Genomic DNA, 25,363 nt, shown 5'->3' on the forward strand with positions numbered 1-25,363 from the left:
CTTAACGGATGAACTCCATACGTGACATTTTGTGTCAACGCTTACTGGAGCTGTGATGATTGCGGTTTCATTTCTCATCTTATTGTGCTACTTTCGGCCACTGTAATCAATTCATTCTTTCGTCCAATACGTTCGCAAAATGGTATGGGTTAGCTTGTTCTAATGAAAAGAAGGGTGTTTCTTCTCATTACCCATTCTAAAGGCCTATTAAAATGATTCTATTATCCTTATTTTTAACTATTAGGTCAGTAAATATTTATTTTGCTAGTACAATTTATTTTATGTAACGGACGAGTATCGTGATAATCGGACAAGATCTTTGAAAAAAAATCTTTTATTTTTCGTTTTTAAAATAGAAAGTAACCAGGAATCGACACACTTTTCCGCTTTCTTTTTGTATAATGTTATTGCAGATAGTAATTTTATAGTTTTTTAAGTAGATCCTTTCGTGAAAAGGGTCCAGTAAAAGGTAAACTTGCCGAAAGGCAGGGGCACAAAGTCGCGGGTCTAAGGTAGAGATACTATGACAGCCGGATTGCCTGGGGACGTAAAATCTTAGGGGGAGATTTTTTGGAAAAGTCCAACCAGGGTAGCAACAGAGAACAGCAGTTTATTGATCTGGATCAAGAGTGGGTACATTTATTATTAGCAGCTAAGAAGGCTGGCATTAAGGCAGATGAAATCCGCCAGTTCTTTCATGAGAAAACTGTGCAGATCGTGCAGTAATACATTAGAGGGGTTACATATCGAAAAAGGGCACAGCGGTTCTTCGCTGTGTCCTTTTTCGATATGATTTAGTAGAAGAGAGGATCGTACCAGATTAGTAGGAAGTATTAATCCTTTTGATCGAGCTTCCATTTCTGATAGTCCAGAAATTCTTTGAATTCGCGTTTGCTAATGCCTGAGTCCATAGCTTCCTGCACCAATCGGAACCATTCCGAATCTAAATGTGATTCCTCTGCATCATTGGGTTCTCCATAGAGTAGGGCATGAATGGATACCTGAAGCGCGTCAGCGATTTTTTCGATAAACTGGATGGATGGATTGGATTGGATGTTTCTCTCCACGTTGCTAAGATACGACTTAGCTACATCTGCTCTGTCCGCAAGCTCAGATAGGGAGAAACCCTTGTCTAGGCGGAGCTGCTGGATACGTTGGCCCATATTCTGTGGCACTATGCTGACGCCCCTCCGTAATTTTTGTTATTAGTATAGCAAATATCAATAAATCGGACAAAGTTTATTGTAAAGAGAAGAGCAGCAATCTGCTTATCCGTGGCCGGATTCAGGATCTGCTGCTCTTCGAGTATTTTATTAAATTACTTTATTGATCTTAGTAGTCTTTTTTCGCACCTTGTTTAGCTACGAAATCCCAAGTCAGTGTTAAGCTATCGCCTTGGAAAATATTTTGATCTTGGTTATTTTCCACAAATTCGAATTGGACGGAGAAGCTGTCGTTGGTACCGGCTTTAATACCGGATGCTTCGGTAAAGAGTTGATCCCAACCTGTATTTTTTACGAGATCCGGATGCTGACTTTTTAAAGCAGCAAGTGTAGTCTCATAAACTACATTTTCAGGAGAGACGATAGGTACTCCTTTATCATTATTTCTAAGGAATTTAACTTTAATGAACTCGGCTAAATCCAGGTAGTTATCTCCTTTAGCATCCGTGATTTGAGTCGATGTATTCAGAATAATAGATCCGATATCGAGCGAACCATCGTTTTTCAATTTGAAGGATTTAGTTACAGTATCACCTGGTTTCAGGTTAGGAATATTAACGATGACAGAAGGGTCGGAGTTCAGATCGAGCGTGCCCGCTGCGAATGTAGCTGTGCTTTGCGCAGTGTCGCTAAAGTATGCGAAGGTTCCTCCGCCGATTAATGATAAACCCAGTGCTGCAGATGCTACGCCAAGACCCAATGTTTTCTTGATACCCATAATAAAATTCCTCCTCAAATTTGTGTTTGAATTTTTTATAAAATTTATATATTGTATCTTCCGGTTCGTAAGCGGAAGTGGACAATCAACTTAGGGCTGTGTTTCTGTTGGGGGCGGTGAGGCTGGCAGTAGGGCAGCATTTTTCTTTTCTAATGCAGCTACAGCCTTCCAAGAGGTATACAGAGCATAGAGCAGAAGCATCAAGCCAGGCACGATCATGAGGACTACACTTCCAGCTTTGGAAACCGCGAAATTCATAGCGTAACCGACATAGGGTACAGTGACCCCGGTATACTGAGCTACAACATTCACAGAACTGGTAGGGTTCATGTCGGGCGCGTCGTTGTTATCGCCTTTAGTGCGATAAACAGCTTCACCAGTAGCGTTATTGACGGTCGCTTCTACAATTCGGTGAGTAATGAGCAGATTATCTTCATTCCTAAAGGTGATGACATCGCCTGGTTTGAAACGATTCATATCCCCTCCGGGTTTTAATGCGACAATTGAGCCTGTCTGAATTCCTGGTTCCATCGATCCTGAGAGTACGGTTTTGATCTCATATCCGAAGAAAGCAGGTTCACCGCCGGAGGCCTTGGATAACACTACGGCTGCCACCAGCAGAATAAAGATCACAAGCATTAAGCTCGATAGGGTATTATTGATAATTTTTTTAATTCGCATCTTATTCTCCACCTTTCTCAGGTTGAGGGTCCGAAGGAGCTTGGGTTGCTACCGGCGGGGTAGTCGTACTGTCTTCCGCCTTTGGCGTCTCTTGTGGAGCCTCTTGCTGAGGGACATCTTTTGGAATTGTGAGCTCTTCGTCAATTTCCGGCTTTACCGGATCAGTGGCTGGGGCTTCAGGTTGTTCTTTATTTGGGGCTTCCGGAGCAGTTTCGCCTGATGTTGGAGGGGTTGCCTCAGCTTTCGCTTTATCCTCGGCTTCTTGTTGCTTTTTCTCCTCAGCCAAACGTTCTTCTTCTTTTTTCGCTTCTTCTTCTTTCTTTGCTTGCTCTTCTTCTAGCCGAGCTTTTTCAAGCTCTTCTAGTTTTTGCTCGCGAGCCTGACTGATCAATTGGAGTTTATCTTGAAGGGTAGTGATACCTGAGGTTGCCGATTCTTTATGGTTAGTCAATTCGGTATTTAGAGCTTCATAAGATGAGGTGAGGTCGCTAGAGATCACGCCGTCTGGTTGAGTGAAGGTAATCAGGAGTGGCAGTGGCTGTGGGAACTCTCCTTCGCGTAATTCAAGTTGTCCATAAACATCACTGGTAACTACCGAAGCGAATGGAAGACCGACATCGTGTATGGAGGTTAGGTAACTAATAACTCCATTTAAGGAAGCATTCAAGGATTCCGAGATCACACCGCTTTGATTTAGGCTGCTTTGTAAATCTCTGAAAAATTGCTCGTCCTTGATTTCTAGACAGTTGGAATCTAGAGAAGTCATATATCCTCCTATCTGGAAGAGTAAGGCTGCTGCTGCACTTAGCTCATTGTGGATTTGATTCCAAATTTGGCTGTTAGCCGCCAGTTGCTCGTTAACGCTATCTATTTGGGATTGAAGCGCCGCTATTTGCGAAGAAATCTCTTCTGCAGCGACATCAAGCTCTTCCAGCGACATCCCTTCTATTCCCGAAACGTCCGAGTAGTTAGCTGATGAGGAAAAGGGCTGTAGTGATTCTTTTAAAGTGAGCGCTCGATTAACATGCTCTTTGAACTCTGTAAGCAGTGCCTTGATCGAATTCGGAAATACTTCGCAAAAGCTAATCGTGCTAGTGGTTTGCGTAGCGGCTCCAAAGCCTCCATAGGTACCACCAACTTGCTGCGAGGTATATAGAAATAAGACGGAGACAGCCATTCCTGATTGCAGTATACGTAATCCGATTTTCCTGTTTCTTCTAGGTCTTCTCCTTGCTGATCTGGGTCTCAGAGGAATACCTCCCCTCAATGTCTGTTTCTTTGGTTCGTTATTATCGTTCTTTATTAAGAACAACTTCTGTAATGAATCATACATGGAATAAATCAAAAAGAAAACTGCCAATAACGCGCATTTGTACTCTATAAAGAACGAAAATGATAATTTATCTCTAAATAACTCCATATATCGCTCGATTACTAAATATATTCGCAATAAAGAACGATAAGTTAGAGTGATTCGCAAAAAAATACCCGGCTCGCAGTAGTAACGCGAGCCGGGCATAAGCGGAGTAATGAAGTTGAGAATATAAATGTATATGTTACGGAAGTTTTGAACCGCGTGAACTAACATACAGGTCATACCATTCTTTACGGCTAAGCTCCAGCTTGTCCGCATCGGCACAGGCAGTAATACGCTTCGGATTCACAGTTCCAATAACAGGCTGAATGGCAGCTGGATGTGTCATTAGCCAAGCCAGTACAATGGCTTCGGGTGTTGTTCCTTTTTCATCTGCGAGCTGTTGGACCATAGCTGCTGTTTGGACGATATTCTCCGGTTGATCCTCTAATGAACGCCCGCTAAATAGACCTTGGGCGAGTGGCCCCCAAGCTTGAAGCTGAATGTTCTCCATTCGACAATGTTCAAGGGTTCCCTCAGGGAAGATAATATCCTTCCAGGGTTCACGATTTACACTGATTCCAGCATCCACCCAGCTGATCTTAGCCAAGCTCATATGCAGCTGGTTTACGATAAAAGGTTCATCGCAATAAGTCTGCAGCAGCTTGATCTGAGCGGCGCTCATATTGGAAACCCCGAAATGACGAACCTTACCAGCGGCCTTCAGTTGATGTAATGCGGAGGCTACTTCCTCGGGATCCATTAAGGGATCAGGTCTATGCAGTAGAAGAATATCAATGTATTCGGTCCCAAGTCGTGACAATATTCCATCTACACTGTTCAGAATATGTTGGCCAGAGAAATCAAACGTATTAGTGCTGTCTCCAGGCTCCATTAGCTTAATTCCACATTTAGATTGAATTATGATTTCTTCACGTAGTCTTGGACGATCCTTAAAAATCTGACCGAATACCTTCTCCGCCTTCCCACGAGTATAGATATCTGCATGATCAAACATGTTGATGCCGATGGAAAGGGCGGCATCAACCGCTTCATGTCCCTGTTTAACATTCTCCGCAGTAATCGGCTCATGGTCCCAGTCACCGCCTAGCCCCATGCAGCCTAAAGCAATGCGGCTTGCGGGAATCCCGCGCTTGTTTAAAGGTAACGCTTTCAACAATGTGATTCCTCCTTGGAAATTATGATTGCGTACTTGTAGATATTGTACACTCTCAGAAGCCCGTATGGTATTTTTTGTCGCTGGAAGAGCGGTGTTTGGTCTCTTCTTTATTCTTTTCTTCGTGCTTTTCCAGCGTCAAATCTTCCATCGGAATCGGGTCTACATTCTGCTCACTTTCATGAAGATCGAATAGACTTTCTTTTTCTGTTGGATATTGTTCCGGGTGATCCCGTTTGTCACTATTCAGCTGATGTTTTTCTTGAGTCATTTTTACCGCCTCGCCTTTCTTTGAGATTTAATGGCTATTGTGCTCGTTAATAAACGTATTTTGCCTCCCTTAAACAGAAAAAAGAGGCCATTAGGCCTCTAAATTCAACGGTGTCCCTATGTCTTTTAGCTTGCGCGCTACAACATCATCGTATAGGCGCTGCAGCCATTTCAGCTCAGTCAGGGTGTGCTCATATGTACCGTACATTAGATGCAGGGCAGAACGAGGCACGATGGAGATATGCTCCTCGTATACCTGATAAGCCAGATTAACCTGATGTTCTGTTTCCCGGAGGCGTTCCTCGAGCAGCCTCTCGACCTTGCTCTGATCGATATGACGGGACATTGCTAGGGCCATATACATCGGATGATAGAAGGGTTCGTTTTTCTTAATCTGTTGCAGGATAAGCTGTTCGAATAAAGCTTTACCTTGCTCCGTTATGGCATAGATTGTTTTGTCCGGCCGATCACTGCTGCGGATGACCTCTAAAGCTTCTATATAACCATCTTGTGCAAGCTTATCCACAGCATAATAGAGTGATCCCATCTGCAGCTTCGTGATCCGGTCCATGGAACGTTCCTTCATCACTAATGTGATTTCATAGGGATGCATGTTCCGCTCCAGCAGTAAACCTAGAATGGCTAATTTCATGGACATAATGGTTACCTTTTGCCCTCGGACGCCTGAACAGCTTTAGCAGGAATGGTAAGACGGTCTTTTGGCATGAGCAGTACAAAGACTAGACCGAGCACTGCAGGAATCAAGGCCCACATAAAGGTTTGTGCAATAGAGGTGGATAACGCACTTGATATTTTCTCTAATATTTCAGCAGGGATCTTCGCTCTTGCTTCAGGTGTTAACGCAGCGCGTGGATCTCCGAAAGCTGCTGACTGTTCACTACCGCCAAAAGCATCGCTTAGACTGTTAGTAAAGCTATTCCGCTGAATAATCCCGAAGATCGTAATTCCCAGCGTCATTCCAAGGGAGCGCATGAAGGTACTGGTCGATGTTGCCGACCCCCGTTGGCGCATATCGAAATTATGGATAGCTGCCATACTCAGCACGGAGAAGGAAAAGCCTACGCCGAACCCAGTCAGAGCCATAAATACATTAAGCATGAGGCGGGAGGTATCTGGTGATAAAGTGCTTAGGCTGTAGACCCCTGCGACAAAGCAGACTGCGGATAGGATCATAATGTTGCGGAAGCTGGTTTTTGTTGTAAGCAGCCCCCCGGTCTGACTGCCAACGACCGTACCGATCATCATCGGCATAAGGATCAGCCCTGAGTTCGTAGCTGAGCCGCCAAATACACCCTGCACAAAGATAGGAATGTAAATAGTAGCTACGATAAAAGCAGAGCCATAAAATAGGCTGGTCACACTGCTTGTTGCAAACAACCGTTTGCGGAACATAGCGAACGAGATCACAGGTTCAGCAGCTACTCTCTCAATAAGGATAAACGCCAGCAAGAGAACAGCAAAACCTACGAATAAGCCAAGGATGGCACTGGAATCCCAAGCATATTGATTACCACCAAGTTCCAGAGCGAACATTAGGCAGATAATCGCGCCAACCAGAGTGAAGGCTCCACCCCAGTCAATGCGCTGTTTAGCGTGGGAGATCGACTCCTTATAAGAAGTTGCAATCAGGAACAGTGCAATAATTCCTAGCGGCAGGTTAATGTAGAATACCCACTGCCAACCAACATAGTCGGTAATATAGGCACCGAGTAAAGGTCCAAGTACACTGGAGATTCCGAAGACGGCTCCAAAGAGACCGGTCAATTTCCCTCTTTTTTCAGGCGGGTAAATGTCGAAAACGATGGTGAAGGCGATTGGCATTAGTGCACCGCCGCCGATCCCTTGAATGGCACGGTAAATACTGAGCTGTGTGATACTGGTGGCAGTACCGCACAAAGCCGAACCAATCAGGAATACAATCAATCCGAAAATGAAGAAACGTTTACGTCCATACATATCAGAGAGCTTGCCGAAGATAGGGGTTCCGGCCATTACCATTACCATGTAAGCGGAGGTTACCCATACGATTTTATCCAGACCGCCAAGATCTGAGACTATCGTTCCCATAGCTGAAGCTACAATGGTATTGTCCATTGCGGACATAAGAATACCAAGCAGCAGGCCAACCACTACGAGTTTAAGATTACTTTCTTTAGTATGCATGCTTCGCAGCTCCTTTTTCTTAATAGTGATAGTGATAGTTCTGTTCGGAAAATGTTCATAATTAGAAGCAAAATTTATTATATTCAAATTTGAATAGGGAGGCAATAGTTTTTTTAAAAAAATAGAGATGTATAGCCAACCGTAGAAGAATACGGCGGTAATATAGGGACAAACTACCCTTGGAGATCATCTGTGGATGAATTAGGAATGCCTCTTGACATACCCTACGGGGGTATATTATATTATAACCAAGGAGGCTGATTCTTATGTCTACTGCCAAGAAAGAGCAAGCTGCAGAATCCTGCGACATAAATTGTCATTCTTCATCATCAGGAGAACGAAAAAGTCATCATTCGGCAGAATTCAAGAATAACTTGAATACGCGCCTCAACCGGATTGAAGGCCAGATCCGCGGGGTAAAGGGTATGATTGAACGGGATACCTATTGTGATGATGTACTCAACCAGCTCGCAGCGGTACAGGCGGCGTTAAATGGTGTCGGTAAGATGCTGTTAGAAGGACATATGAAAAGTTGCATTGTTGAGCGAATCGAAGCTGGCGAACATGAGGTTATCGACGAGCTCCTAATTACGGTTAACAAATTAATGAAATAATAAGCTAATGCTTCTAGAGCATAGCTTCACAACATTTATTGGAGGTTATATTAATGTCAAACGCTACATTAAACGTTGAAGGAATGTCTTGTGGTCACTGTGTTAACTCCGTAGAGAAAGCCGTAGGCAATCTTGGAGCCACAGCTAAAGTTGATCTTGCTGCTAAGAAAGTTTCCGTCGAGTATGATGAGAACAAAGTAAGCCTTGGTGCGATTAAAGAAGCAATTGTAGATCAAGGGTATGACGTAGTTTAATTTGAAGCACAGTAATAAGGCTTGGAGTGATATGGGGAAGCTACCCAAAGCTCCAATGCCTTTTCTTTTAGAAATTATCATACCCTATAGGGGTATGTGGAGGCGTGGAAATCATGGATAAAACCAAAACAACAGCTTCACCAAACGAACAGCAGGCAACTGTACAGATTACAGGCATGACCTGTTCCGCTTGTGCAACCCGAATTGAGAAGGGTTTGTCCCGAATGGACGGCGTATCTCGTGCGAATGTGAATCTAGCCTTGGAACAGGCTACAGTTGGATTTGATCCGACAGTATCAGGGTTGCCACAAATTGAGGATAAAATCCGTTCTCTTGGTTATGACACTATTAAAGAATCTGCGGATTTTGATATATCGGGGATGACCTGTGCTGCGTGTTCCTCACGGATTGAAAAAGTGTTGAGCCGTACACCGGGTATAGCAGCAGTTAATGTGAATTTAGCGCTGGAAACAGCACATGTAGAATATACACCCGGTAATATCAGTCCAAGGGAGATCATGGAGAAGGTAAGCAGTATCGGCTATAAAGCTTCTCTTAAAGAAGACCGCAAGGATCATGTGGATCGTCGTGGAAAAGAAATTCAGCATAAAAAGTGGAGATGGATCATTTCTGCAATTCTTTCGTTCCCATTGTTATGGGCGATGGCTGGTCATTTCTCCTTCACCGGCTGGATTCCAACACCGGATATATTTATGAATCCTTGGTTCCAGCTTGTACTGGCTACCCCTGTGCAATTTATCATCGGTTGGCAGTTCTACGTCGGTGCTTATAAAGCCCTTCGTAACCGGAGTGCCAATATGGATGTGTTGGTCGTATTAGGGACGTCGGCAGCTTATTTCTACAGTCTTTATCTGACCATTGATTCCTTAAGCATGAAGGGAATGAATCATACTGTAGAAATGTATTATGAGACGAGTGCTGTACTCATTACACTTATCCTTGTCGGTAAATGGTTTGAGGCGCTGGCGAAAGGCCGTTCCTCTGACGCAATCAAAAGCTTAATGGGTCTTCAGGCAAAAACCGCCCTCGTAATTCGGGATGGGCAAGAAATGAATATCCCGACAGATGAAGTTATTCCTGGTGATATTGTATTGGTGAAGCCCGGAACAAAGGTACCTGTGGATGGTGAAGTTGTCGAGGGGTCTTCTTCTGTGGATGAGTCGATGTTGACCGGAGAAAGTATTCCTGTGGAGAAAAAACCAGGGGATACCGTGATCGGTGCCACTATGAATAAGAACGGTATCTTGAGAATCAAAGCCAATAAAGTGGGTCGCGACACTGCGCTGGCTCAAATTATCCGAGTAGTGGAGGAAGCTCAAGGCTCCAAAGCTCCGATTCAGCGGATTGCCGATGTAATCTCAGGGATTTTTGTGCCGATTGTTGTGGGTATTGCCGTAATAACTTTTCTGATCTGGTATTTCTGGGCAGCCCCTGGCCAGTTCGCTGATGCCCTCGAAAAAGCCATTGCAGTGCTCGTAATCGCTTGTCCATGTGCGCTAGGTCTGGCAACGCCAACCTCCATTATGGCAGGATCGGGCCGGGCAGCAGAGCTTGGAATTCTCTTCAAGGGCGGGGAGCATTTAGAGGGAGCGCAAGGGATTCAGACCGTTGTGCTAGATAAAACAGGTACAGTGACGAATGGTAAACCCGTGCTTACCGATGTTGTGACTACTACTGGAATTGCAGCTTATGGAAAAGAAAACGCGGAAAACCGTTTGTTAGCTTTAACTGCAGCTGCTGAAAAGCTATCTGAGCATCCACTTGCGGAAGCTATTGTTGCTGGCGCTACTGATAGAGGTTTGGTTTTGCCTACTGCTGAGCAGTTTGATAATGTGCCCGGACGTGGAATTATGGCCGTTGTCTCCGATCAGCAGGTTATGGTAGGCACGCGGCGGATGATGGAAGATCATCAGCTTGATATCACAGAATGGACTCCAATTATGAAGAAGCTGGAGGAGTCGGGAAAGACAGCTATGCTAGTAGCGGTAGAGAGTGAAATCGCTGGGATTGTGGCCGTTGCTGATACGATTAAACCGACCTCAAAAGCGGCTGTAGCCGCGCTCCATGATATGGGTATTGAAGTCGTAATGATCACTGGTGACAATAAAATTACAGCTGAGGCTATTGCGAAGCAGGCAGGGATCGAAAAAGTGTTAGCAGAGGTTCTGCCAGAGGGCAAAGCCGAAGAGGTTCGCAAGCTCCAACAGAATGGGACTAAGGTTGCCATGGTTGGGGATGGGATCAACGATGCTCCGGCACTGGCTACTGCCGATACGGGTATGGCGATTGGGACAGGAACGGATATAGCTATGGAAGCAGCTGATATTACGCTGATGCGCGGGGATCTGAAGAGTATTCCTGATGCGATCATGATGAGCCGCAAAACGATGAGAAATATTAAACAAAATTTGTTCTGGGCGCTTGCTTACAATACAATAGGAATACCGATTGCTGCACTTGGGTTTCTAGCCCCATGGCTGGCAGGAGCTGCGATGGCATTTAGCTCCGTGTCTGTTGTCTTGAATGCACTTCGGCTACAGCGGGTAAAGCTGTAATATCACTATCACTATTTAGGGAGTGGCCACAGTGCAAGTAAATAACGATACAATTTCTCTGTTAATGAAACATGCATCTGTCCGCAAGTTTCAGGATAAGCCAGTAAGTGAAGATCAGCTTAGCGCTATTATTGGAGCAGCTCAGATGGCTTCAACCTCAAGCAATGTTCAGGCTTATAGTGTTATTGCAGTTACTGACCCGGCACTAAAGACGGAGCTTGCGGGACTAGCGGGCAATCAGGCTTATATAGAACAATGCCCAGTGTTTTTGGTCTGGTGCGCTGATCTGTATCGGCTGCGCGAGGTGACGAAACCTCATTTGCAGGGAGAGACTTCTTATGAAGATTCTGCTGAGAACCTGATTGTAGCTACCGTTGATGTTGCGCTTGCTGCACAGAATGCTGCAGTGGCTGCGGAATCACTAGGACTTGGAATTGTATATATCGGTGGAATCCGTAACCGGATCGCGGAGGTATCGGAATTGCTGGGACTGCCTGAATTGGTCTATCCGCTATTCGGGATGTGTGTAGGTTATCCTGACGGAGCTTCGGGCCTGCGTCCGCGGCTTCCACTAGAGGCTGTTCTGCATCGTAATCGCTACAATGCGGAAACCACTGTGGAGCAGGTCAAAACTTACGATAAAGTCTCCTCAGACTATATGCGTGAGCGGACCCACGGCGCCAAAGACACCCCTTGGTCGGCCATTATGGCGGAGCGATTGGCACAGCCAGCACGGCTGCATATGAAGGAGTTCCTGCTGGAAAAAGGATTCCTCCGGAGATAACTAAACTCTCTTCACCTAAAGAGGCTGCCTTATTAGTAGTTCATTCTACTGATAGGGCAGCCTCTTTTTTTTATTCGAAGCCAGGAAGGTGACAGTTGTCATCTTAAAGAAATGACAGTCCATACTAATGTCATGTCTTCTTTTTCCATATGATTGAAATAGATCAAACGCATTCGGAAGCGGAGGGATTACGTTATGGATAATATTATAGAAATGCACGGGGTCAGCAAAATATATAAGGATAAAAAGGCCGTAGATAATATCAGCTTTAACATTGCTAAAGGTTCGATTACAGCTATTCTGGGACCGAACGGAGCGGGTAAAACAACGGCATTAGGCATGCTGCTGGGGCTAATAGAGCCTACCGAGGGTACAGTGGAGTTGTTCGGTCATCATCCGAAGGATAAAGCAGTACGTGAAAAGACTGGAGCGATGCTGCAGGAGGTAAGTGTAATGGATCGGCTAAAGGTGCGGGAGATCATTGATCTGATCCGCAGTTATTATCCAAAGCCTATGGATATGGAGTTCCTAATTAAGGCTACTGGACTTGCGCCAGCCGATTTGAATAGATACGCCGAGAAGCTCTCGGGCGGTCAAAAGCGTAGTTTGGGCTTTGCGCTAGCCCTCGCGGGTAATCCGGAGCTGATCTTTTTCGATGAACCTACAGTCGGACTTGATATTACTTCCCGGCGGCGGTTCTGGGAAACGGTTCGTGGACTTGCGGAGCAAGGAAAAACGATTGTGTTCACGACCCATTATTTGCAGGAAGCAGAAGATATTGCGGATCGTATTCTATTATTCAGTAAAGGCCACTTAGTTGCGGACGGAAGTCCAGATGAGATTAAATCGCGGATTGTGAAGCGTTCCGTGTCCTTCCTGCCTGTGGGTGATCGCTCGCAATTGCGCAGAAACCTGCTAGATTTAGCTGCTATAGAGGATTGTTATGAAAAAGATGGCCGCATTCACGTGACCACAGAGGATACAGATGAGGCGCTTAAAGCGATTTTTGTGGCTGGACTTCCTGTGAAGGATGTTCGAATTGATCAGGGACGTTTGGATGAGGCTTTTGAACAATTGACCATGAACCAAGAGGAGGCTGTCTAACCATGAGACTAATAACTGTACAGTGTAAAGCGGAAATGCTGCGGATCATCCGTAATCCCTATTATGTGTTCTGGTCTTTGCTCATGCCCATCATGTTCTATTTCATCTTCACCCGGGTGGTCAATACAGGTAGCGATGACCTAACGTGGCGTGCTCATTATTTAATGTCTATGGCGACCTTCAGTGTAATGGGCTCAGCCATTATGACGCTTGGTATCCGGTTGGTGCAAGAACGAACACAAGGCTGGACCACCTTTATTCGGATTACACCGCTGCCGGGATCGATCTATTTTTTCGGAAAAATGTTCGGACAGACGATGATGCATCTGTTTTCGGTCATTTGTATTTTTATCGCAGGCTATTTAATCAATGGCGTCTCTTTATCCGCAGGTCAATGGGTGCTTAGCGGGCTGTGGATCCTGATCGGTTCTCTACCATTTTTAGCGATTGGTACGCTTGTAGGTGCTATGAAACGGGTGGATACAGCCAGTGGAGTCAGCAACGTGATTTATATGGCTCTTGCTGTAGCAGGAGGCATGTGGATGCCGATTGAGATACTGCCACGATTAATGCAGCGGATTGGTCATTGGTTGCCTTCCTATAACTATGGGAATGGAGCCTGGGAAATCGTTCGTGGCTCAGCTCCGACATGGAGTAATGTCTTGATTTTACTCGGATATTTGGTAGTTTTTATGTTACTATCGGTCTATATTCGAAAAAAACAGGAAGCGGTGTGAATGAATGTCTGAGCGTGCGAAGTTCCGGTTATTTCCACAAAAACAGGGTTTTTTCCCTTTTGTATGGGCTGTTTATCTGGTTTTGCCCATCCTGAATTTGCGCGGGGAGACTGGAATGAAGCTCATCCTGGGCGGGATTATGATAGCGGTGTTTGCCATCAGCTATCGCCAGCTGTATTGGGTGCGGGGTGGAGTGTTTAATGTTTGGTTATTTATTCAAATGTTAATCATCGTGGTGCTTAGTTTGTTCTATACCCCCTATAATCTGTACATGGGCTTTTTCACCGCAAATTTTATCGCATATTATACGGAGAATAAAGGGTTCAAAATTGCATTTGCTTCTTTTGTCATCATGATCCTTTCGGTGCTGGTCTTAGTGGGTCGTGAGATGGAGTGGGGAAGCGTGATGTTTTTAGCTCCGTTTATTATTATTATGTTGATTAGTCCGTTCGGAGTGAGGTCCATGAATCGGAATCAGAAGCTGGAGAAAGAGCTGGATCAAGCCAATGAGGTGATTAAAGAGCTGGTGAAGCGTGAGGAACGAATGCGAATCGCCCGTGACCTGCATGATACCCTTGGCCATACCTTGTCCTTGATTACGTTAAAGAGCCAACTCGTAGAGAAGCTGGTGACGAAAAATACGGAGCGAGCCCAAGAGGAGGCGCGAGAAATTCAGCGCACTTCACGGGCTGCGCTCCGTCAAGTGCGTGAGCTAGTGTCGGAAATGCGTGCGGTCTCAGTGGCAGAGGAACTGGCTGAAGCTGGAGAGATGCTGCGAACGGCAGAGATCGCCTTAGAAGTGGAAGGGGATATCTCTCTGGAGGGGGTATCCGACCTGACGCAAAATATCCTTAGCCTCTGTATCAAAGAAGCAGTGACTAATATCGTAAAGCATAGTAGAGCGGACAAATGCTTCATAGGAGTGGCAAAGCTGGCTGGAGAAGTGCGAATTACCGTTAAGGATAACGGCATTGGTCTACAGCATGGGGAGAGAGGGAATGGTGGGCTTAGCGATGGAAATGGCATGAAGGGAATGGCAGAGCGTCTATCCCTGATTGATGGCTCCCTGTCGCTAAGCTCAGCTGAGGGTCAGGGAGCTACGCTGATCGTTACCATCCCGCTAATCGTAAAAGATGCACAAGGGGGTGAGACTGCATGATAAGCATTGTTATAGCGGAGGACCAACGTCTGCTTCGGGGAGCGATGGCTTCTTTGCTGGATCTTGAAGACGATATCGAAGTAGTCGGAGAAGCTTGTGATGGGGCGGAGGCGTTAGCTTTAATCGACAAGCTTCAGCCAGATGTCTGTCTCATGGACATTGAAATGCCGTTCAAGAGCGGGCTGGAGGTTGCAGAAATATTGCGGAGTAAGGGTTGTCCGACCCGAATTATTATTTTGACCACCTTTGCCCGTCCAGGGTATTTTGAGCGTGGAGTAAAGGCTGGTATTCAAGGGTATTTGTTGAAGGACGAGCCTGTAGATAAGCTAGCTGAATCTATTCGTCGTGTCATGGCTGGACATCGGGAGGTATCTCCTGAGTTAGTCTTCGGCAGTCTGCGGGAGGAGAATCCATTAACAGCACGGGAGCGCGAGATTTTAAAACTGGCTGGAGAAGGGCAAACCGCGAGCGAGATAGCCTTTTCGCTGCATCTGTCTTATGGCACTGTCCGCAATTACATCTCTGAAATACTCAATAAGCTGGAAGTGAAAAGCCGGATTGAGGCGGTACGGCTGGCGGAAGAAAAAGGCTGGATTTGAGGGGAGGAGGGCATTGTTATGCAAATATTTCTGATTCGTCATGGTGATCCGGACTATTCCATAGATGATCTAACGGAATTCGGGCATCAGGAAGCAGCGGCATTGGGAAAACGCATGGGATCTATCGGACTGGATGAATTATATGCTTCACCATTGGGTAGAGCACAGACAACAGCAAGTTATGTGGCCAAAGAGACGGGACTTGTAATTCAGACAGAACCTTGGACTTGTGAATTGAATTGGACAGGGGTTATGTTGGATGGACAAATGGCGCCTATATGGGATAGTCCCGGAGAACATATTAGTGAACTATCGAGTGGAAAAAGAGAATGGTCTGATCAAACAGATCATTGGTTAAAACAAGAGGAATACAGATTGCGGTTTAGCGAACTACAAGCGGCTTCAGATCAATTCTTGCTTAGCCACCACTATAAAAGAGAAGATGGCCTATATCGTATCCTCGAGCCTTCTACCAAGAAGATTGGAGTTGTGTGTCACGGTGGCTTTGGCCTTGCATGGCTAGCCCATTTATTGCAGATTCCTTTAGCCTTGGCTTGGTCCGTATTTTGGCTTGCTCCAAGCTCGGTAACGACGATCTTGTTTGAAGAGCGCAGCGAGCACTATGCAGTTCCCAGATGTATTGGATTGGGAGATGTCTCCCACCTCTATGCTGGGGGTATGAACTATCGCCCAAGGGGATTAATGGGTAATCATGTTTAAGGTGACTGATTAAGAGCGAGCAAGAACATTGTCTATGAAGTGAAAGACCATCCCGCAGAGGATGGTCTTTTTTAATAATACAAGAAAGTATAAGTTTGGCACGAGACATTATCCTTCTATTTCTCGCATAAGCGCTTACCGTTCTTTAGGGACACCGAAGGCGCTTTTGCTTGCATATAAGAATCATGCCCCTTGCCCAGTTCCTGATTTCCACTTGCTATTGTGCTAACGGACTTAGATGCAGCTATTTGTACATTTTAAGCCTTTTGGAGGAAGTTGCGGACTCGAGAGATCTTATTTGCCATAAATGGAGAGAATATCGTGCTATTTTAGTGATATAAAGTCTCTGAAGTCCGTTAGCATCCCAGAACAGCGAAATAGTTACGAATAAGGGCTGTGGTGTCCGAACGCAATTCTGAATTCTGCTCGCAATAAAGCTACATTTGCAGATAGCAGCAGCTTTTTCATGAAATGGTCCACTAATTTTGGTTTTGAGCCTAAATTATCTGAAATTCCACTCTTCACCGTGGATTTAATTTCACCTGTGAACCTTTGCCGCCTGTCTGTATGCCAGTTTCCTTCGTTCCAACTTCCTTCAAGTCAGTCACTAGTCGTTCCAATACGGCCTTGGAGGCAGCAGCTTCCTTCGCACCGGATGCTTTGACAACTAATTGCACCGGCTTGCCGGAGCGTAGATGCTTCTCGGCCTGACGGAGCTTCGTATCGTAGTCATGCTCTTCAATATGAGCAGTGAAGCGGAGCTCTTTGACCTTCTCCTTGCTGCCGCCCTTTGCAGCTGAGCCACCACTGGCCTTGCGTGCTGAGGCTGCTTCTTTCTGCGCGGCCGCTTTTGCTTTGCCCTTTGCAGTTAGGCTGCAGGGCGGTGGGCTGCTCATTAGCGAGGTGCATACCAGATCAGCTCCCGCTGATCTGGCCATGGCCAGCGCCTCTTCCCGTGAGACGATACCCAGCTTCTCACCCCTAAGTCCTGTAAGAACTACTTCGGATGCTCTGATTTGTTCATTGATTAATACTGCCACTTCTATGAATCCTCCCCTGATAACGATGATAAAGCTATCATATATGGAACTAGCTTGAGGTTCAAATGTGGAGCGTAGGATTAGCATTACTAATCCTCTCAATTTCTTCTTTTATGATTTGTAGGATTAGTTCTTTAGATGATGTTGCTAGATATTCTCGGTTGCGCCGCTGCAATATACCCACTTGAATGAACGGCTCGCTTAGTTCAACATCTATTTTTACGATATCTGTCATTAAAGCTGTCGAATCAAGCACTACCCCCACCCCAGGGTTCTTTCTTACAAAATGAGGAATAGCAGAAATTTGGCTTATGGTGGATAAAGTGGGCTTTGATTCGAATCTCGAAAATTGCTTAGCTAACCGAAGGTAATATAAGCAAGTGCGTCCTCCAGCTATAATTGGATATTCAAGAATTTCTCGAAATGAAATATCGTCTCGTCCGTTTAAAGGATGATTTTCATCTACTATAAAAGCGATTTTCTCGTGATAAAGCGGTTCGAAATAAAAGAAAGACAGGTCGGACGGCTCACCGCAGATGGCGAAATCCAGTTCTCTTTGTAGAACAAGTTGTGAGAGGGAATCAGTGTTACCCTGAATGAAGTTACATGCCATCTTTGGTTTTTGCTCCTGAAACTTTCGCAAGGCGTTCGGTAGGACGGATTCCATCATGGATTCAATGCTTCCGATATGAAGTGTACCAATTTCGTCATGCTGTAAAGCTTTGGTGAGTTCTGTTACATAGTTCCAATGTTGAATAAGGTTATCGATTTCCCCTGCAAAAACTTGCCCGGCACTTGTCAGTTCTACTTCCCAGCCTCTGTGAAAGAGTTGTATGCCCAGTTCTTTTTCAAGTCGTTGAATTTGGTTGGTAATAGTAGACTGTGCATAATTCAACTTCTCTGCAGCGCGTGAGAAAGTGCCTTCTTGAAGAATGGTCTTAAAAGCCATCAGTTCTTTTAGATCCATCGATTGTCACCTCTATCGGTATAATTGATTAAAATTATTATCTTATTCAATTATATAAATCAAAATACTGAGAGTACAATAAAAGAATTCCAAAGAAGGAGTGAATTATAATGCCATTCATTAGAGTCAGTTATCTGGAGCAACAATACGACACTCATCAGCTAGAAGGAATATGCAGAGCGATTATGAGCGCGTTAATTCAGCATTTCCATGTACCGGAGGATGATATGTTTCAGGTTTTTCATGCGCATAAAGCGGGGGAATTTTTTTATAGTAAAGATTATTTAAATATTGAACGAAGCGACGGACTGATATATATCCAAGTTACGCTAAAATCCGGAAGATCAACGGAACAGAAGAAAAGCTTTTACGCGAGGCTAGCCGAGGAATTATCGATGACGCTAAACATCAGAAAAGAAGATATATTCATTGTGCTCGTCGATACGGAATTCGAAGATTGGTCGTTTGGTAACGGTGTTGCTCAAATGCTACAACCTCCGGTTAGGGAGGTGTAATATGGCGCATCAGAAAATCGTCACAAATGTACGGGAATCGTTAGGGGAGTTCGCTCCGGCATTCGTCGACTACTCGGAAAATGTGTTATTTGGGGACTTATGGAGACGTGAGCAATTATCACTTCGGGATCGTAGCATGATTACGATTTCTGCCTTGGTGATGGGGGGCATGACGGAACAACTCCCCTATCATCTGCACTTGGCTTTAGAGAACGGCTTACAACTTGAAGAAATCGTGGAGGCCATCACCCACCTTTCTTTTTATGTAGGTTGGCCGCGAGCCTCTTCAGCTCTAGAAGTTGCAAAGGATGTAATAGGAAAAAATAAATAACGTCTGACTTTTCAATCCCATCCGTAACCTTTAGGAACTTCATTGGCACTTGTATATAATACGGAAGAAGGGAGCGGAGGACAGATGCTTCAGTATATAGAAGAGGCTAAACAAGGAGACCGACAAGCTTTTGAACAGATTGTTAAGCACTTTACACCGATGGCCAATGCAGTTGCGTTCGAAAAGCTGCGTGACTATCAATTAGCGGAAGATGCTGTGCAGGAAGCTTTCACAGAAGCCTTTTTGCATTTGAATAAATTACGAGCAGTAGAGGCATTCCCGGGCTGGTTTAAAGCTATTGTGGTGCGGCAATGTTATCGCATCTTGCGAAGAAAGCAGCATCCTGCATTACCCTACGAGGAAGCTGCGCAAGCGACAGAATCTTCATTTTCTATAGCAGATATTATTGAAAAAAAGGAAACCCAGCGGCTGGTTCACGAGTCTATAGCTGCATTAACGTCCAATATGCGGATTGCCGTTCAATTATATTATTTTCAAGGCTACTCACTACAAGAGATTGCTGACTTTCTGGGGACTTCGGTTTCGGTATTGAAGAAGCGACTTTTTGATGCCCGCCGCAAGCTGAAAGGTGCATTGCCTGTGGCAGATGTTCTTTCCGTATTCAACCATTTGTACGAAGGGGGAAAAGCTGTGCTTCACATTGTAAATGGAGATGTAGTGGGAGAGAAGCTGCGGCAAGGAATCGTGAAAGGTGATGTACTAGTGTGGAGAGAGGTATATTCGCATGGACCGGTATTTTTGGATCCTGCCGATGGAGATAACCGCGCTGTTCGAGCGCAATATTTGGAACAAACGATGGGGATTCCGCAGAGGGAATTTATCGCCAATAGTGAGAGGCAAGAGAAGATTTTAGCTGATTTCCATAAATATGAAGAAGTGGTGTTATGGTTCGAGCATGACCTTTTCGATCAGACGATGCTCAGTTATTTACTCCATTGGTTCTCGAAGCAGAAAATGTTAACCACCAAGCTAAGCTTACTATGCATTGGAGAGTATCCGGGAATAAAGTTATTTCGAGGACTTGGACAACTTTCTATAGAGCAGATGGAAACATTATCAGGCACATGGAAGCTAATCGGAGCCAAAGAATTAGAAGCAGGTCAAGCACTCTGGGAAGCCTATGTATCACCGAATCCAGAATTGCTGCAACAACGATTAACTACAGATACATCGGCTTTACCCTTTGCACATGACGCCTTCCGGGCGCATTTATCGCGCTTTCCTTCTACTACAAACGGACTTGGCATCGTAGAACAAATCACGCTGGAGATGATCCGTGAGGGAATAAAATCACCCTATGAGCTGTTCAAAAATGTGGGTGATAAGCTTCATATCTTGGGAATGGGCGACTTGCAATATTGGCATATCCTAAGAAAGATGGTACAAGGCACGTACCCTTTGCTACAAACCCATGGATGCAATGAGTTCCCTGTTTATAACGATTCAGTAATGCAATTTAAAGACTGTGAGCTTGTATTAACAGAGCTAGGTAAGAGTGTAATAGCTGGAAACGAAGACTGGGTGCAGAAGAATGGCAGCGATGAGTGGTTTGGAGGTGTACATCTGCAAGGATTGACTCCGCGCTGGCGGTGGAATCCGTTGGTCGGTGCGCTTCAGGAGAGAAGTACCGAGGCGTAATTTATTAATCTAAATGTTTGCTACACAAGGCATATTGAGCATAAAAAGACTTCCACTAACTTGGAGATACTCAAACGCTCCAGAGGGGGAAGTCTTTTTTGTTGTATCCATATATTATATGAATAGTAAATATAGTATATATCATCTATTTAAAGGGTGATTGATCTTTGTTGGAGAATATTATCTATAGAATAAATAGTGAAAGTATTCACTTGATGATGCAAAGGGAGGAATATTCGTTATACGATAGGAGGATGATGTATCAATGTCCATACAGAATAAAACAGCAATGATAAGAATTGCAAAAGCAAATTTAAAAGCGGAAAAAACCAAAAATTACTTTGTAGGCAGTGTGATAGCTTTAGCTGCGTTTTTATTAACTGTTGTAATGACCTTTGGTTATAATTCTTTTACTAACCTACAACATGAGTCGAATTTCCAGGCTTTATTCTATAATCTCAATAACAATGAAATCTCACGATTGAAAGAAATAGAGGGAATTAATAAAATCGGACTCTATAAGGAAATAGGCAGAGAGAAAAAAGAAGAACGCTTATTGTCCATTCTCTACACGGATCAAGCCATGATGGATTTATCAAATGCCAATATCGTTCTGGGGAAGTTCCCTACAAAAGAAAATGAAATTGCAATAGAAAAAGACTTTCAGTTATCCGATGATCGAAGCCTGGGGCTTGGCGATTCTATTTCTTTGCAATTTAGAAACAATGCCAGCAAAGAATTTCAAACCAGCCAATTTGTGATTTCTGGAATTCTGCAAACAACCGCATCAGGTAACGAGAATCGAATCGGCTACAATGCTCTGGTATCAAGCGCGTTCGTTGAGGAAGATCCATTTATTTCCAAAGAGGATTTCTCCGCGGCAATTAGCATCAACAACAGCAGCAGTTATTCCAACGAGGAACTGAAGTCAAAAATCAAAGAAATAGGGCAGCGAATGGGTATCTCTGAGAGAAATATTCAGATCAATAATGTAAATGTGGACAGTAATAATCTGTCAGGAAGCACTGTGATATCCATCCTGTCTATCATGCTGATCATCGCACTGGCTTGTTGGCTAGTTATCTACAATATCTTTTATATTTCAATTACTAAGCGAATTAAACAATACGGACAACTTAGAGCAATCGGTGCAACAAAAAGGCAGATAAAACAGCTAGTTCTATATGAAGGGAAAAATCTTTCAAGAAAATATATCCCTATTGGAGTTATCTTAGGATGTTTAATGAGCTGGATTTTAAGTGGCTTTCACTGGAATGCAGTTCCAAGTTTTTCACTTGCCTTTTTAGCCGGTTTGCTCACCAAAGTAACAGTTAGAGCTTCATTAAACGCACCATCTAAATTCGCATCTAGAATCTCTCCTATAACAGCGATTAGACATGTAGATGCCGATGTTAATACAAAAAAGGAGAAAAGAAACTCGAAAAGACTCACACCATTTTCTTTAGCTGCATTGAACTTATCAAGAAGCAGGAAAAAGACGGTGTTAACTTTGCTGTCTCTTTTTTTAAGCGGAACGCTATTTGTTTCCTTGGGGACATTGTTAAACTCGGTCGATCCAATCTCAAAAGCAGAGAAATATTTTCCGAACCATGGTCGGTTTGATATTCAAATTAATAATGAGTTGTATTCTGAAACAACCTCATTAAGTGATCTTCAGACGGAAGGGCAACTATCTACTTCTTTAAAAAATAAAATCCTAGCTATAAATGAAGTTGAGGACGTAATCGAACATCAGTATATTGAAGCTGCTATCGAAGGAATAAAAACGGATGACGGGGCCGCGATAGTCAGTATTGAGAATATCCCTACGTTAAACAACGAAAGATGGAGTAGTCATTTGGCTGAGGGGAAGATCCCAGATGTTGATTCGTCGGATGCATCCTACATTCTCCTTAACAGCGCCAGTAGTGACTTAGATTATTACGGGGCTCATTACGCTGTCGGTGATCATATTTCATTCATAATTGCTAATGATCAGGAGAAGGTTAAACATGATTTTGAGATCATTGGAGATATTACGGATAAGAATTCAGGAACTTCATTTTATCTTCCACCCAAAGTAATGAAAACTGTAGCCCCTTTTAATAGCAATAAGAGCTACGAAGTTATTACTATGGATAAATCGAATGAAGAGTTAATAAAGAGTGAGTTAGAGGGTGTGATTCTCAATGAGGATACACTCAAATTATTGTCTTTTTCCGAAGTTGTGGAATCCAATAGAATTGCTTTTAGAACTATCACTATTTCAGTGTATAGTTTTATGGTTTTTATAGCAGTATTCAGTATGATCAATCTCTTGAACACCATAATCACCACTATTTCTGCAAGAAAAGGGGAGCTAGGCCTTATGCAAGCCATAGGAATGAGCCGAAAACAATTAATGGCTATGTTAACCTATGAAACAGGATTTTTAGTGGTTGAAAGCTTTACGATGGCTCTTTTTATGGGCAATCTAATGGGATACATGATAAGTAAGAGTGCAGGGAATATGGGGGGGCTTTCCTACATTCAATACCAATTCCCTTGGAGTGCTATTTTCCTGTATTTCTTGGTTATTTTACTTGTCCAGACTGGTATGGTTCAGTTTGTTAGACGATCAATATCGAAGCAGAGCATTATAGAGCAATTAAATTAACGATGCGGAAAGTTTAGCTATATTTAATAAATCCCTCGCCTTTATACGGGCCAAACGTGAAAATAAATAGTGAGTAGCAATTAACGTTGAAGGGTGATTTATATGCTGAAACTACCGGTGTATCATTCCGTAATTTCTTCCCATGCCATAGTACCCGTAATTAATGATCTTTATGAAATCGGGGATGTTTTGGAGTGTAGTTTTTATGAGAACGGACTTAATGATACCTATTTACTAAAGACCTCTATTGATAAATACATTCTTAGGATCTATAAAGCTCATTGGCGAAATAAACATGAGATTGATTTTGAACTGGAGTTATTGAATCACTTAAATAAGAAGAATATCCCTGTATCGGCTCCGGTAATCAGCAGGGATGGTGGTTACCTAATTGAGCTGGAGGCTCCTGAAGGAACACGTTACGCAGTTCTGTTTACTTTTGCAAAAGGCAATTATTCCGATGAAAAAGCTAGCTGTGAATTATACGGTGAACAAGTGGCTAAGATGCATCTGGCTATGGATGATTTCGAATGTGGGCAGCAAAGATTTACGCTTAATCTGGATCATCTGCTTAAAGAACCGCTTCAATCGATTCGCAAGCCTTTATCCCACAGGCAAGAGGATATCGATTATCTAGAATCTTTGTCGGAAGTATTGGCAAATAGCATAGCTGAAATCTCATCAGAGCTGGATTGGGGGGCATGTCATGGTGATCTTCATGGAGCGAACGTACATTTCTACGAGGATACCCTGACTCATTTCGACTTTGATTGCGGAGGTTTTGGCTGGAGGGCCTATGATGTTTCCGTGTTTTTGTGGTCAAGGGTTAGAGGGAAAGAACGAGAGCATTTTGACAATGAACAATGGACTGTTTTCCTGAACTCATACCAAAAGCATAAAGTATTATCTGAGAACGATTTAAAGGCAATCTCTATATTTGTTGCTATCCGGGAGATATGGTTGATGGGTCTGCACACAGGGAACGCACAGGTTTGGAGTTGTGGGTGGCAAAACGATCATTACTTCAATACTAATCTGCAATTCCTACGTAATTGGTGTGAAGTTCATTCTATCCAATAGACAATACCCAAACAAGAAGCCACTCCATATTTAGGGGTGGCTTTACTTCAGTCATTATTCATAAACGTCTTATGATAAGCGTTACGATATTGGGTGGGTGTCATGTTTTCGTATTTTCGGAAGAGGCGCATGAAATATTTATCGTCGGTGAATCCCGTCTCTGTCGCGATGTCCCTCACGCTTAATGCGGTTCTGGTTAGTAGCTCCTTCGCTTTAGTCACACGTACTGAATGGATATATTCTAATGGCCCCATGGAGGTATGCTGTTTAAATAGCCGAGCTAGATAGTCCTTGTTGTAATTGAATTTATCCGCGATGATGGCCACGGTAAGTGGTTCGCTTGCATGTATCCTTGTCCACTCAGCTATTTTGACGAAGGTGACATCTTGCTGTGCGCGGATCAGCTTACTGGCGAACGGCTGAAGTGCATGCTCAGACAGCTCAATTAAAAGCGAGGTCAGCAAATAATTAACGCTGGAATAGGTTAAATACCCCGAGTTGGCCACATGAAGGATTTGATTCGCCAGAATATGAATCCGGTCACTATGTTCGATTTTTATGATTTGGGGCAGATATAGATCATGTACGGACCATAAGCGCTGTGTGCGCGAAAAGATTTCTTCTGCCTCAGGCTTCATTTCCTCCTCACTCAGTAATAACCCCTCGGTTGTCAGTTCGAAATGAAACCAATAAAACTTAACCCCGGGTCGTGACTCTCTATAGCCGACATGTGTGCGATTAGGCATGAGCAGAAGAGCTTCGTCAGGGCCTACTTCAAATTGTTTGTTCTCCTCACTCAAATATACCGTTTCGTTCACCCCAATGATTAGTTCGTAGTTCCCCATAACACGCTCCACATGCTTCCATGGTGTTTCTGAGATAAATTCACCTGCCGCTGTAAAATGAACAGGTACATCTGCATTTATTTTTAAGTAGGTCATGCGGTCCTCCTAGCAATCAA

26 protein-coding genes and 1 riboswitch are annotated in these 25,363 nt (G+C 44.0%); of the genes, 15 read left to right on the forward strand and 11 right to left on the reverse strand.

The window, feature by feature from the left end; all coding sequences use genetic code 11:
* Positions 1–458: 458 nt before the first annotated feature.
* A riboswitch (cyclic di-GMP riboswitch) is annotated at positions 459–543 on the forward strand.
* Positions 544–570: 27 nt separating this feature from the next.
* Positions 571–726 carry an anti-repressor SinI family protein gene (locus tag MHH50_RS01930; protein WP_232061118.1) on the forward strand — a complete coding sequence of 52 codons (156 nt, stop codon included), beginning with the start codon at positions 571–573 and terminating at the stop codon, positions 724–726.
* A gap of 107 nt (positions 727–833) precedes the next feature.
* Here the strand turns inward: MHH50_RS01930 and MHH50_RS01935 are convergent, their stop codons facing one another.
* The 8 genes from MHH50_RS01935 to MHH50_RS01970 all read right to left on the reverse strand — a co-directional run bounded on the left by MHH50_RS01935 (position 834) and on the right by MHH50_RS01970 (position 7,607).
* Positions 834–1,163: a helix-turn-helix domain-containing protein gene (locus MHH50_RS01935; protein WP_036682795.1), complete on the reverse strand. Its 330-nt coding sequence runs from the start codon at positions 1,161–1,163 to the stop codon at positions 834–836.
* Between the two features lie 169 nt (positions 1,164–1,332).
* Entirely contained in the window at positions 1,333–1,941 is a 609-nt protein-coding gene (locus MHH50_RS01940) for a TasA family protein (RefSeq protein ID WP_036682781.1), read from the reverse strand.
* A 90-nt stretch (positions 1,942–2,031) separates the two neighbouring features.
* On the reverse strand, positions 2,032–2,622 hold the full coding sequence (locus tag MHH50_RS01945; protein ID WP_076124645.1) for a signal peptidase I: 591 nt from the start codon (positions 2,620–2,622) through the stop codon (positions 2,032–2,034).
* 1 nt (position 2,623) lies between these two features.
* Positions 2,624–3,799, reverse strand: a complete 1,176-nt coding sequence (locus tag MHH50_RS01950; RefSeq protein WP_076307952.1) for a hypothetical protein — start codon at positions 3,797–3,799, stop codon at positions 2,624–2,626.
* Between the two features lie 379 nt (positions 3,800–4,178).
* Positions 4,179–5,156: an aldo/keto reductase gene (locus MHH50_RS01955; protein ID WP_076124641.1), complete on the reverse strand. Its 978-nt coding sequence runs from the start codon at positions 5,154–5,156 to the stop codon at positions 4,179–4,181.
* Between the two features lie 52 nt (positions 5,157–5,208).
* On the reverse strand, positions 5,209–5,424 hold the full coding sequence (locus MHH50_RS01960; protein WP_076307951.1) for a hypothetical protein: 216 nt from the start codon (positions 5,422–5,424) through the stop codon (positions 5,209–5,211).
* Between the two features lie 90 nt (positions 5,425–5,514).
* The gene (locus MHH50_RS01965; RefSeq protein ID WP_076307950.1) at positions 5,515–6,081 is read right to left on the reverse strand and encodes a PadR family transcriptional regulator; all 567 of its coding nucleotides are present in this window, start codon (positions 6,079–6,081) and stop codon (positions 5,515–5,517) included.
* Between the two features lie 5 nt (positions 6,082–6,086).
* Positions 6,087–7,607 carry an MDR family MFS transporter gene (locus tag MHH50_RS01970; protein ID WP_036682771.1) on the reverse strand — a complete coding sequence of 507 codons (1,521 nt, stop codon included), beginning with the start codon at positions 7,605–7,607 and terminating at the stop codon, positions 6,087–6,089.
* Between the two features lie 266 nt (positions 7,608–7,873).
* On the opposite strand from MHH50_RS01970, the gene MHH50_RS01975 reads away from it, so the two are divergent.
* The 9 genes from MHH50_RS01975 to MHH50_RS02015 all read left to right on the forward strand — a co-directional run bounded on the left by MHH50_RS01975 (position 7,874) and on the right by MHH50_RS02015 (position 16,154).
* Entirely contained in the window at positions 7,874–8,221 is a 348-nt protein-coding gene (locus MHH50_RS01975) for a metal-sensitive transcriptional regulator (protein ID WP_076124636.1), read from the forward strand.
* A gap of 53 nt (positions 8,222–8,274) precedes the next feature.
* Complete coding sequence (locus tag MHH50_RS01980) at positions 8,275–8,475, forward strand: copper ion binding protein (RefSeq protein ID WP_076124634.1); 201 nt, start codon at positions 8,275–8,277, stop codon at positions 8,473–8,475.
* A 113-nt stretch (positions 8,476–8,588) separates the two neighbouring features.
* The gene (locus MHH50_RS01985) at positions 8,589–11,051 is read left to right on the forward strand and encodes a heavy metal translocating P-type ATPase (RefSeq protein WP_076278920.1); all 2,463 of its coding nucleotides are present in this window, start codon (positions 8,589–8,591) and stop codon (positions 11,049–11,051) included.
* 31 nt (positions 11,052–11,082) lie between these two features.
* Positions 11,083–11,835: an oxygen-insensitive NADPH nitroreductase gene (gene nfsA / locus MHH50_RS01990; RefSeq protein WP_076220221.1), complete on the forward strand. Its 753-nt coding sequence runs from the start codon at positions 11,083–11,085 to the stop codon at positions 11,833–11,835.
* 195 nt (positions 11,836–12,030) lie between these two features.
* Positions 12,031–12,939, forward strand: coding sequence for an ABC transporter ATP-binding protein (locus MHH50_RS01995; RefSeq protein ID WP_076124631.1), 909 nt, complete (start codon positions 12,031–12,033; stop codon positions 12,937–12,939).
* A 2-nt stretch (positions 12,940–12,941) separates the two neighbouring features.
* Positions 12,942–13,676, forward strand: a complete 735-nt coding sequence (locus MHH50_RS02000; RefSeq protein ID WP_036682760.1) for an ABC transporter permease — start codon at positions 12,942–12,944, stop codon at positions 13,674–13,676.
* A 4-nt stretch (positions 13,677–13,680) separates the two neighbouring features.
* Positions 13,681–14,835: a sensor histidine kinase gene (locus tag MHH50_RS02005; RefSeq protein WP_076282343.1), complete on the forward strand. Its 1,155-nt coding sequence runs from the start codon at positions 13,681–13,683 to the stop codon at positions 14,833–14,835.
* On the forward strand, positions 14,832–15,434 hold the full coding sequence (locus MHH50_RS02010) for a response regulator transcription factor (RefSeq protein WP_036682756.1): 603 nt from the start codon (positions 14,832–14,834) through the stop codon (positions 15,432–15,434). The genes MHH50_RS02005 and MHH50_RS02010 overlap by 4 nt, the downstream gene beginning before the upstream one ends.
* A gap of 18 nt (positions 15,435–15,452) precedes the next feature.
* A complete protein-coding gene (locus MHH50_RS02015) occupies positions 15,453–16,154 on the forward strand; it encodes a histidine phosphatase family protein (protein ID WP_076282342.1) in 702 nt (233 codons plus the stop codon).
* 521 nt (positions 16,155–16,675) lie between these two features.
* Here MHH50_RS02015 and infC read toward each other — a convergent pair.
* Positions 16,676–17,194, reverse strand: a complete 519-nt coding sequence (gene infC / locus MHH50_RS02020) for a translation initiation factor IF-3 (protein ID WP_076124627.1) — start codon at positions 17,192–17,194, stop codon at positions 16,676–16,678.
* 61 nt (positions 17,195–17,255) lie between these two features.
* Positions 17,256–18,161 carry a LysR family transcriptional regulator gene (locus MHH50_RS02025; protein ID WP_076124625.1) on the reverse strand — a complete coding sequence of 302 codons (906 nt, stop codon included), beginning with the start codon at positions 18,159–18,161 and terminating at the stop codon, positions 17,256–17,258.
* Positions 18,162–18,271: 110 nt separating this feature from the next.
* On the opposite strand from MHH50_RS02025, the gene MHH50_RS02030 reads away from it, so the two are divergent.
* From MHH50_RS02030 to MHH50_RS02050, 5 genes are all read left to right on the forward strand, one after another.
* Complete coding sequence (locus MHH50_RS02030) at positions 18,272–18,676, forward strand: tautomerase family protein (protein WP_076124624.1); 405 nt, start codon at positions 18,272–18,274, stop codon at positions 18,674–18,676.
* Between the two features lies 1 nt (position 18,677).
* Entirely contained in the window at positions 18,678–19,007 is a 330-nt protein-coding gene (locus tag MHH50_RS02035) for a carboxymuconolactone decarboxylase family protein (RefSeq protein ID WP_076124622.1), read from the forward strand.
* A gap of 84 nt (positions 19,008–19,091) precedes the next feature.
* On the forward strand, positions 19,092–20,666 hold the full coding sequence (locus MHH50_RS02040) for a sigma-70 family RNA polymerase sigma factor (protein WP_076307984.1): 1,575 nt from the start codon (positions 19,092–19,094) through the stop codon (positions 20,664–20,666).
* Positions 20,667–20,931: 265 nt separating this feature from the next.
* On the forward strand, positions 20,932–23,322 hold the full coding sequence (locus tag MHH50_RS02045) for an ABC transporter permease (protein ID WP_076307949.1): 2,391 nt from the start codon (positions 20,932–20,934) through the stop codon (positions 23,320–23,322).
* Positions 23,323–23,424: 102 nt separating this feature from the next.
* Positions 23,425–24,402 carry a phosphotransferase gene (locus MHH50_RS02050; protein WP_076307948.1) on the forward strand — a complete coding sequence of 326 codons (978 nt, stop codon included), beginning with the start codon at positions 23,425–23,427 and terminating at the stop codon, positions 24,400–24,402.
* Between the two features lie 47 nt (positions 24,403–24,449).
* Here MHH50_RS02050 and MHH50_RS02055 read toward each other — a convergent pair whose 3' ends face one another.
* Positions 24,450–25,343 carry a helix-turn-helix transcriptional regulator gene (locus MHH50_RS02055; RefSeq protein WP_076307947.1) on the reverse strand — a complete coding sequence of 298 codons (894 nt, stop codon included), beginning with the start codon at positions 25,341–25,343 and terminating at the stop codon, positions 24,450–24,452.
* Positions 25,344–25,363: the final 20 nt, after the last annotated feature.

Origin of the sequence: Paenibacillus sp. FSL H3-0302 (assembly GCF_037982245.1) — a bacterium.
Classification (GTDB): domain Bacteria; phylum Bacillota; class Bacilli; order Paenibacillales; family Paenibacillaceae; genus Paenibacillus_AQ; species Paenibacillus_AQ odorifer.